This window comes from Phenylobacterium sp. (assembly GCF_031181185.1).
GTDB lineage: Bacteria > Pseudomonadota > Alphaproteobacteria > Caulobacterales > Caulobacteraceae > Phenylobacterium.
In genome coordinates this window covers 1-9,383 of record NZ_JAPSKZ010000140.1, presented here as the reverse complement: position 1 = coordinate 9,383, position 9,383 = coordinate 1, and the positions used below count along the sequence as shown (strand labels likewise).

At 67.9% G+C, this 9,383-nt stretch carries 9 protein-coding genes and 1 tRNA gene; 9 read left to right on the top strand and 1 reads right to left on the bottom strand.

What is annotated here, in order from left to right; translation table 11 throughout:
• Positions 1-1,532, top strand: a 1,532-nt coding sequence (locus RIF93_RS15360; RefSeq protein WP_309092322.1) for an NAD(P)/FAD-dependent oxidoreductase, incomplete at its 5' end; no start/stop codon positions are given.
• An 18-nt stretch (positions 1,533-1,550) separates the two neighbouring features.
• A complete protein-coding gene (locus RIF93_RS15355; protein ID WP_309092321.1) occupies positions 1,551-2,333 on the top strand; it encodes an MliC family protein in 783 nt (260 codons plus the stop codon).
• A 31-nt stretch (positions 2,334-2,364) separates the two neighbouring features.
• Here the strand turns inward: RIF93_RS15355 and RIF93_RS15350 are convergent.
• Positions 2,365-2,441, bottom strand: a tRNA-Asp gene (locus RIF93_RS15350).
• A gap of 190 nt (positions 2,442-2,631) precedes the next feature.
• Between RIF93_RS15350 and RIF93_RS15345 the strand changes: the two genes are divergently transcribed.
• The 7 genes from RIF93_RS15345 to nuoG form a co-directional block, all read left to right on the top strand.
• Positions 2,632-3,009, top strand: a complete 378-nt coding sequence (locus tag RIF93_RS15345) for an NADH-quinone oxidoreductase subunit A (RefSeq protein WP_309092320.1) — start codon at positions 2,632-2,634, stop codon at positions 3,007-3,009.
• Complete coding sequence (locus tag RIF93_RS15340; RefSeq protein WP_309092319.1) at positions 2,979-3,560, top strand: NADH-quinone oxidoreductase subunit B; 582 nt, start codon at positions 2,979-2,981, stop codon at positions 3,558-3,560. Before RIF93_RS15345 ends, RIF93_RS15340 begins: the two co-directional genes overlap by 31 nt.
• The gene (locus RIF93_RS15335; RefSeq protein WP_309092318.1) at positions 3,557-4,189 is read left to right on the top strand and encodes an NADH-quinone oxidoreductase subunit C; all 633 of its coding nucleotides are present in this window, start codon (positions 3,557-3,559) and stop codon (positions 4,187-4,189) included. The genes RIF93_RS15340 and RIF93_RS15335 overlap by 4 nt, the downstream gene beginning before the upstream one ends.
• Positions 4,186-5,421, top strand: coding sequence for an NADH-quinone oxidoreductase subunit D (locus tag RIF93_RS15330; protein WP_309092317.1), 1,236 nt, complete (start codon positions 4,186-4,188; stop codon positions 5,419-5,421). Before RIF93_RS15335 ends, RIF93_RS15330 begins: the two co-directional genes overlap by 4 nt.
• Complete coding sequence (gene nuoE, locus RIF93_RS15325) at positions 5,418-6,080, top strand: NADH-quinone oxidoreductase subunit NuoE (protein WP_309092316.1); 663 nt, start codon at positions 5,418-5,420, stop codon at positions 6,078-6,080. The genes RIF93_RS15330 and nuoE overlap by 4 nt, the downstream gene beginning before the upstream one ends.
• A complete protein-coding gene (nuoF, locus tag RIF93_RS15320; protein ID WP_309092315.1) occupies positions 6,080-7,393 on the top strand; it encodes an NADH-quinone oxidoreductase subunit NuoF in 1,314 nt (437 codons plus the stop codon). The genes nuoE and nuoF overlap by 1 nt, the downstream gene beginning before the upstream one ends.
• Before the next feature lie 6 nt (positions 7,394-7,399).
• The coding region (gene nuoG / locus RIF93_RS15315; protein WP_309092314.1) for an NADH-quinone oxidoreductase subunit NuoG at positions 7,400-9,383 on the top strand (1,984 nt) is incomplete at its 3' end.

Genomic DNA, 9,383 nt, shown 5'->3' with positions numbered 1-9,383 from the left:
CGCGCAAGCTGAACGTGCTGGTGATCGGGGCCGGGATGTCGGGGCTGCTGTCGGGCATCCGGCTGTCGCAAGCGGGCATCCCCTTCGAGATCGTCGACAAGAACGCCGACGTGGGCGGGACCTGGTTCGAGAACACCTATCCGGGCTGCCGGGTGGACAATGCGAACCACATGTACAGCTACTCGTTCGAGCCGAGCCACGACTGGCCGCAGCACTTCTCGACCCAGCCGGTGCTGCTGAACTATTTCCGCCGCGTCGCCGACAAGCACGACCTGCGCAAGCACATCCGCTTCGAGACCAAGGTCGAGCAGGTGGCCTGGGACGAGGCCCGAGGCGTCTGGCGCGCGGAGCTGCGCGGCAAGGACGGCCGGACCGAGATCGTCGAGGCCAGTGCGGTCATCAGCGCGGTGGGCCAGCTGAACCGGCCGAAGTTCCCCGACGTGGAGGGCTTCGGCAGCTTCGAAGGCCCGGCCTTCCACTCGGCGGAATGGCGGCACGACGTCGACCTGACGGGCAAGCGGGTCATCGTCATCGGGACCGGCGCCTCGGCCTACCAGTTCGTTCCCGAGATCGCGCCGAAGGTTGGGCAGCTGAAGGTCTTCCAGCGCACGCCGCCGTGGGGCCTGCCTGCGCCGCACTACCACGACAACGTGCCCGAGGGGAAAAAGTGGCTCCTCGAACACGTGCCGTACTACGACAAATGGTACCGCTTCTTCCTGTTCTGGATGTCGACGGACGGCTTCCTGCCGATGGTGAAGGCCGACCCGAAATGGAGCGGACCGACGGGGGCGGTGGGGCCCGAGAACGCCATGCTGCGCGAGCTGTGCGCCCAGGCGCTGGCGGCCCAGGTGGAGGATCGGCCGGACCTGCTGCCCAAGGTCGTCCCCGATTATCCGATCGGTGGCAAGCGGGCGGTGCTGGACAACGGCGTCTGGCTGGCGGCGCTGAAGCGGCCGAACGTGGAGCTCGTCACCGACAAGATCCTGCGCATCGAGCCGAAGGGCGTCGTCACCGCCGACGGGACGCTGCACGAGGCCGACGTGCTGATCTACGGCACCGGCTTCCAGGCCTCGAACTTCCTGTCGATGCTGAAGGTGAAGGGCCGGGGCGGGCGCGACCTGCACGAGACCTGGGGCGGCGACGCGCGGGCCTACCTGGGCGTCACGACGCCAGGCTTCCCCAACTTCTTCATGATCTACGGGCCCAACACCAACATCGTGGTCAACGGCTCGATCATCTTCTTCTCGGAATGCGCGGTGCGTTACATCCTGGGCTGCCTGAAGCTGCTGGCGGAGAGCGGCGCCCGGGCCATCGAACCGAAACGCGAAGTGCACGACGCCTTCAACGCCCGGGTCGACGAGGCCAACCAGGGCTGGGCCTGGGGCTCGCCGCACGTCTCCAGCTGGTACAAGAACGCCTTCGGGCGCGTCAGCCAGAACTGGCCCTTCGGCCTGATCGACTACTGGCGCGCCACGCTCGCGCCCAATCCGGACGACTATATCCTGGAGAAGGCGCCGGAGGCGGTCGCCTGATCTGAATCTGAGGTCCGCATGCGCTCTGCTGTCCTGCTCGCCGTCCTAGCGCTGCTGGGATGCCGAACCGAGGAGGGCGCACCGCGGGCCGCGGCGACGCCTTCGACACCGGTCAATCCGAATCCTCGGGTGACGCTCTACACCTGCGACGACGGACGGCAGATCGAGGCCGGCTATCCCGACAGCCAAAGCGCGGTGGTGAAGGTGGCGGGGCGGCCGTACCCGTTGCGCAGCGCCGTCTCAGGCAGCGGAGCGCGCTACGTCGGTTACGGCCTGCAGTGGTGGACGAAGGGGGAAGAGGCCTGGCTGGCGATGCTGAAGCGCGGCGAGGCGATCGCGAGCGAGCAGGGGGTCCGCTGCTGGTCCGGCGAGGCCCCGCCGGTCGATCCGCCGCCGCCGGGCGCGCCCGGCGGGCTCCCGGACGACCGCGCGCCGGTCTCGGAAACGCCGTTCACCCCGCAAAGCGCCCAGGGCGCGGCAAACGTGGTGCAGAGCTTTTACGCGCAGCTCGAGACAGGGCGAGGAGCCGAGGCGGCCAGGCTGATGCGCGGCGCCCAGCCGCCGGACCTTTCGCGCTACGCGAGCTATCACGCCCAGGTCGGCGCGCCGGGGCCGATCGAAGGCGCGGCCGGATCGCTGTTCGTCGAGGTTCCGGTGGTGGTCTACGGCCGCCTGAAGACCGGCCAGCCGGTGCGTGAGTCGGGTAAGGTGGTGCTGCGTCGTACGAACGACGTGGCGGGCTCAACCCGCGAGCAGCGCCAATGGCGCATCGAGCGGATCGAGCTGAAGCCGGTTTCTTGAGGGGATCGACGGCCGCTTCCGACGGGGGAAGTGGCGCGAGTGACGGGGCTCGAACCCGCGACCTCCGGCGTGACAGGCCGGCGCTCTAACCAACTGAGCTACACCCGCGCAAAGCCCGTGGGCCGTGCGAAGGCGGCTCTCATATGGGCGCGTCGGAATCGTGTCAACGCCAGAGTGGCGACACGTCAAATTTGTCTCGCAGAACGCCGTGTGTTTGCGACCGTTTCGCAACTGCATTGGGCCGTTTGAATCACCGGGACGGGTGGTCTAGAAGGGCGCCCGACTCCCCGAGGACTCCATGAACGCGTTCCTATCCGAGTACCTGCCCATCGTGATCTTCATCGGGATCGCGGCGGCGCTGGGTATCGCCTTCATCCTGGCGGCGGCCATCTTCGCGCCCAAGGCGCCGGATCCGGAAAAGCTGTCGTCGTACGAATGCGGCTTCAACGCCTTCGACGACGCGCGGATGAAGTTCGACGTCCGGTTCTACCTGGTGTCGATCCTCTTCATCATCTTCGACCTGGAAGTGGCCTTCCTGTTCCCGTGGGCCGTGACGCTGATGAAGCTCCCGGCTGACGTGGCGCAGTTCGCCTTCTGGTCGATGATGACCTTCCTGGGCGTCCTCACGGTGGGCTTCATCTACGAATGGAAGAAAGGCGCCCTGGAATGGGAGTGATCGTTCCCGCGGGCGAGGCCGGCCGAACCACGGTCGAAGGCTACGACCCCAAGAAGCATGACCCGTTCTTCGACGGCGTCTCGCAGCGCCTGGCCGACAAGGGCTTCGTGACGGCCGCGGCCGACGACCTCATCACCTGGGCCCGTACCGGCTCGCTGATGTGGATGACGTTCGGCCTCGCGTGCTGCGCCGTGGAGATGATGCAGGCCTCGATGCCGCGCTACGACCTCGAGCGCTACGGCTTCGCGCCGCGGGCCAGCCCGCGCCAGTCGGACGTGATGATCGTGGCCGGCACGCTGGTGAACAAGATGGCTCCGGCGCTGCGCAAGGTCTACGACCAGATGCCCGAGCCGCGGTACGTGATCTCGATGGGCAGCTGCGCCAACGGCGGCGGCTACTACTACTTCAGCTACTCCACCGTGCGCGGCTGCGACCGGGTGGTGCCGGTGGACGTGTACGTTCCGGGCTGCCCGCCGACGGCCGAGGCGCTGGTGTACGGCGTGCTGCAGCTGCAGAAGAAGATCCGCCGCACCGGGACGATCGTCCGATGAGCTGGCCCGCGACCAAGTCTGAGCTGGACGGCCTGGGCCAGACGCTTGTCGCCAATGGCGCCGGCCTCTTCGGCAGCTACGGGGTGACTTACGACGAGCTGTCGCTGACCGCTCCGGCGGGCCGCATCGTCGAAGCGCTGAAGGTCCTGCGCGACACGCACGGCTTCCAGCAGCTGATCGACCTTTGCGGGGTCGACTACCCGGAGCGCGAGCGGCGCTTCGACGTCGTCTACCACCTGCTGTCGCTCACCAAGAACCGCCGCATCCGGGTGAAGGTGCAGACGGACGAGGACACTGCCGTGCCGTCCGTCGTCGAGGTGTTCCCGAACGCCGACTGGTACGAGCGCGAGGCGTTCGACATGTACGGCATCTTCTTCGACGGCCACCCTGACCTGCGCCGGATTCTCACCGACTACGGCTTCCACGGCCACCCGCTGCGGAAGGACTTCCCGATGACCGGCTACGTCGAGGTCCGCTACGACGACGAGCTGAAGCGGGTGGTCTACGAGCCCGTGAAGGCCGTCGAGTGGCGCAACTGGGACTTCCTCTCGCCGTGGGAAGGCATGGAGCGCGGCTTCTCGCCCGTCCTGCCCGGCGACGAGAAGTCCGACGAAAAGGCCAAGCCATGACCGGCCAGAACATCCAGGCGGCGCCGAACGACGCCAACGTGCAGGGCCTGCCCGAGACCAAGGTCCGCAAGTTCAACATCAACTTCGGCCCGCAGCACCCGGCCGCCCACGGCGTGCTGCGCCTGGTGCTGGAGCTGGACGGCGAGGTCGTTGAGCGGGTCGATCCGCACATCGGCCTGCTGCACCGCGGCACCGAGAAGCTGATGGAGGCCCGGCCCTACGCCCAGACGATCCCGTACATGGATCGTCTCGACTACGTGGCGCCGATGAACCAGGAGCACGCCTACTGCCTGGCCATCGAGAAGCTGCTGGACGTCGCGCCGCCGGTCCGCGCCCTGCTGATCCGCACGCTCTATGACGAGATCGGCCGCATCAAGAACCACCTGCTGAACGTCACGACCCAGGCGATGGACGTCGGCGCGCTCACGCCGCCGCTGTGGGGCTTCGAAGAGCGCGAGAAGCTGATGGTGTTCTACGAGCGCGCCTCGGGCGCCCGTCTGCACGCCAACTACTATCGGGTCGGCGGCGTCCGCCAGGACCTGCCCGAAGAGCTGGTCCGCGACATCTCGGACTGGTGCGACCACTTCCCGAAGGTGCTCGACGACATCGAGGGCCTGATCACCGACAACCGCATCTTCAAGCAGCGCAACGTCGACATCGGCGTGGTGACCAAGGAGGAGGCGATCGCCTGGGGGTTCTCGGGCGTGATGGTGCGCGGCTCGGGCATCCCCTGGGACCTGCGCCGGAACCAGCCCTACGCGATGTACTCCGAGATGGAGTTCGAAATCCCGCTGGGCGTGAACGGCGACTGCTACGACCGCTACCTCTGCCGCATGCAGGAGATGCGGGAGTCCACGAAGATCATGAAGCAGTGCTGCGAGCGCCTCCTGAAGACGCCGGGACCCGTGCTCGTGGACGACCACAAGGTGGCCCCGCCGCGGCGGGGCGAGATGAAGCGCTCGATGGAAGCGCTGATCCACCACTTCAAGCTCTACACCGAAGGCTACCGCACGCCGCCGGGCGAGGTGTACGGCTGCGTCGAGGCGCCCAAGGGCGAGTTCGGGGTCTATCTGGTCAGCGACGGCACCAACCGGCCGTACCGCGCCAAGATCCGCGCGCCGGGCTATCCGCACTTGCAGGCCATGGACTGGATGAACCGCGGCCACATGCTGGCCGACGTCTCGGCCATCCTGGGTTCGCTCGACATCGTGTTCGGGGAGATCGACCGTTGAGCGTCCGTAGGCTTTCGCCCGTCCAGCCGGAAAGCTTCGCCTTCACGCCCGAGACGCTGAAGAAGGCGCAGGCGTGGATGGCCAACTTCCCGCCGGGCAAGCAGCAGTCGGCGGTCGTGCCGGTCCTGTGGCTGGTCCAGAAGCAGGAAGGCTGGGTCTCCGAGCCCGCCATCCGCGCGGTGGCGGAGCTGCTCGGCATGCCGGTCATCCGGGTGCTGGAGGTCGCGACCTTCTACACCATGTTCATGCTGGAGCCCGTGGGCACGCACGCCCTGGTCCAGGTCTGCGGCACCACGCCCTGCCAGGTGCGCGGCGCGGAAGGCCTGATGGAGGTGTGCAAGAAGCGGATCGGCCCGCAGAACCATCGCTCGGCCGACGGCAAGTTCTACTGGCAGGAAGTCGAGTGCCTGGGCGCCTGCGCCAACGCGCCGATGGCCGCCATCAACGACTACTACTACGAGGATCTCACGCCTGAGAGCCTCGAGAAGCTGCTGGACGACTTCGCGGCCGGCAAGACGCCGCCGCCGGGTTCGGCCATCGGCCGCCAGGGCTCGGCGCCGGAAGGCGGGCCCATGACGCTGACGGATCCCAAGCTCTACGACGGCAGCCTCGCCAAGAAGATCAAGATCCCGAACCTGCCGGCCAAGGAGAACGCGTGATGGCGGGCATCCTCGCCGACAAGGACCGCATCTTCCTCAACCTCTACGGCCTCCACGACTGGGGCCTGGAGGGTGCGAAGAAGCGCGGCTGCTGGAACGGCACCAAGGACATCATCGCCCAGACGCCCGAGTGGATCTGCGACCAGATCAAGGCGTCGGGTCTGCGCGGCCGCGGTGGGGCAGGGTTCCCGACCGGGCTGAAGTGGACCTTCATGCCCAAGCAGGAGAGCGAGCGGCCGCACTATCTGGTCGTCAACGCCGACGAGTCCGAGCCGGGCGCGTGCAAGGACCGCGACATCCTTCGCAACGATCCGCACCTGCTGATCGAGGGCTGCCTGATCGCCTGCCGGGCGATCCGCGCGCACACGGCCTACATCTATATCCGCGGCGAGTACGTGCATGAGCGCGAGCGCCTGACGGCCGCGATCCAGCAGGCCTATGAGGCCAAGCTGATCGGGCCCGGCAACGTCCACGGCTGGGACTGCGACATCCGCATTCAGCACGGCGGCGGCGCGTACATCTGCGGCGACGAGACCGCCCTGATGGAGAGCCTGGAGGGCAAGAAGGGCCAGCCGCGCCTGAAGCCCCCGTTCCCGGCCGGCGCCGGCATCTGGGGCGCGCCCACCACGATCAACAACGTCGAGTCCATCTCGGTCGTCGGCACGATCCTGCGCCGCGGCGCCGACTGGTTCGCGGGCTTCGGCACCGAGAAGTCGACCGGCACCAAGCTGTTCGCGGCCTCCGGCCACGTGAACAAGCCGTGCGTCGTGGAAGACGCCGTCGGCATCCCAGTGAAGCAGCTGATCGAGGAGCACTTCGGCGGCGTCCGCGGCGGCTGGGGCAACCTGAAGGCGGTCATCCCGGGCGGCATCTCGGTGCGCATGATCCCGGCCCACGAGGCCGAGGAAGCCGTGATGACCTATGAGGACCTGCAGGCCCGCGGCTCTGGCCTGGGCACCGGCACCATGATCGTGTTCGACAAGGACGCCGACCTGGTGAAGGCGATCGCCCGGGCGGCCTACTTCTACAAGCACGAGAGCTGCGGCCAGTGCACGCCGTGCCGCGAAGGCACCGGCTGGATGTGGCGGGTCATGGAGCGGATGGTCACCGGCGAAGCCGAGATGTCCGAGATCGACCTGCTGCTGGACGTGGCCAGCCAGGTGGAAGGCCACACCATCTGCGGCCTGGGTGATGCGGCCGCCTGGCCGATCCAGGGCCTCTTCCGCCACTTCCGCCACGAGGTCGAGGAACGAATCACAAGTTACCGCGCGCGCAAAGGCTCGTATGCCGGCGCGTCCATCGCGGCGGAGTAGTCCGGAATGCCTATCGCCAAGGTCGACGGGGTCGAGGTCGAGTTCGAGCCGGGGATGAACGTCCTCCAGGTGTGCGAGCTCGCCGGCAAGGAGATCCCGCGCTTCTGCTACCACGAGCGGCTGTCGATCGCCGGCAACTGCCGCATGTGCCTCGTCGAGGTGAAGCCCGGCCCGCCGAAGCCGCAGGCGTCCTGCGCCCTGCCGGCGGCGGAAGGCCAGGAGATCTTCACCGACACGCCGATGGTGAAGAAGGCGCGCCACGGGGTGATGGAGTTCCTGCTCATCAACCACCCGCTGGACTGCCCGATCTGCGACCAGGGCGGCGAGTGCGACCTGCAGGACCAGGCCATGGGCTATGGCCGCGACGATTCCCGCTATCAGGAGAACAAGCGGGCCGTCGAAGAGAAGTACATGGGTCCGCTGATCAAGACGGTCATGACCCGGTGCATCCAATGCACCCGCTGCGTGCGGTTCATCACCGAGGTGGCCGGCGTTCCGGACATCGGCCTTATCTCCCGCGGCGAAGACGTTGAAATCACGACGTATCTCGATAAGGCGGTGAGCTCGGAGCTGAGCGCCAACGTCATCGACCTGTGCCCGGTCGGCGCCCTGACCCACAAGCCGTGGGCGTTCAACTACAGGCCCTGGGAGCTGAAGAAGACCGAGAGCGTCGACGTCATGGACGCCCTCGGTTCGGCCATCCGCGTCGACAGCCGCGGGCCCGCCGTGCTGCGCGTGCTGCCGCGCATCAACGACGCGGTGAACGAGGAGTGGATTTCGGACAAGACGCGCTACGCCATCGACGGCCTGTCCCGTCAGCGTCTGGACCGGCCCTACATTCGCGAGAACGGCAAGCTGCGCGTCGCCGCCTGGGGCGAGGCCCTGGACCTGGTTGCGGCCAAGCTGAAGTCGGCCCCAGCCGACCGCGTGGGCGTCATCGCCGGCGACCTGCAGGACGTGGAGTCCATGAAGGCGGCCAAGGACCTGTTCGGGTCGTTGGGCGTGACCAGCCTGGACTGTCGTCAGGACGGCATGGTGCTCGGCGACGGCCCTCGCGAGAGCTGGCTGTTCAACTCGACCCTGATGGGCATCGAGGACGCCGACGTGGTGCTGCTGGTCGGCGTGAACCCGCGGATCGAGGCCCCGGTGCTGAACGCCCGCCTGCGCAAGCGCTGGCTGGCGGGCGCGCTGAAGGTGGGCGTGATCGGCGAGCCGGCCGACCTGACCTACAACTACGACTATCTGGGCGCCGGCCCGGCCAGCCTGACCGGCCTGTCGCGCCAGAAGAACGACTTCGTCAAGGCGCTGAAGGAAGCCAAGGCCCCGGCGATCATCGTGGGCGGCGGCGCCCTCTCGCGGCCGGACAGCGCCGCGGTGCTGAACGCTGCGGCCGGCGTGGCCAAGAGCTTCGGCATGACCTGGAACGTGCTGCATAGCGCGGCCTCGCGCGTCGGCGGCCTGGACCTGGGCTTCGTGCCCCAGGCCGGCGGCAAGACGGCCCGCGAGCTGGTCCAGAAGGGCGGGGCCGACGTGCTCTTCCTGCTGGGCGCCGACGAGCTCGATCTGGCGAAATCCGACGCCTTCGTCGTCTACCTGGGCACCCACGGCGACGCCGGCGCGCACCGCGCCGACGTGATCCTGCCGGGCGCGGCCTACACCGAGAAGAACGGCATCTACGTCAACACCGAGGGCCGCGTGCAGCTCGGCCTGCGCGCCGTATTCCCGAAGGGCGAGGCGAAGGAGGACTGGGCGATCCTGCGGGCCCTGTCCGAACGTCTGGGCGCGACCCTGCCGTACGACACGCTGGACCAGCTGCGGGCCAAGCTGTTCGCCGAGCATCCGACGTTCGGGCGCATCGACTACGTGCCCGAGACGCCGGGGGCCTTCGACGTGGGCGCTCTGGGCCGCAAGGGCGAGGTCTCCGACGACCCGTTCTGGAGCGGCGTGAAGAACTTCTACCTGACCAACCCCATCGCCCGCGCCAGCGTGA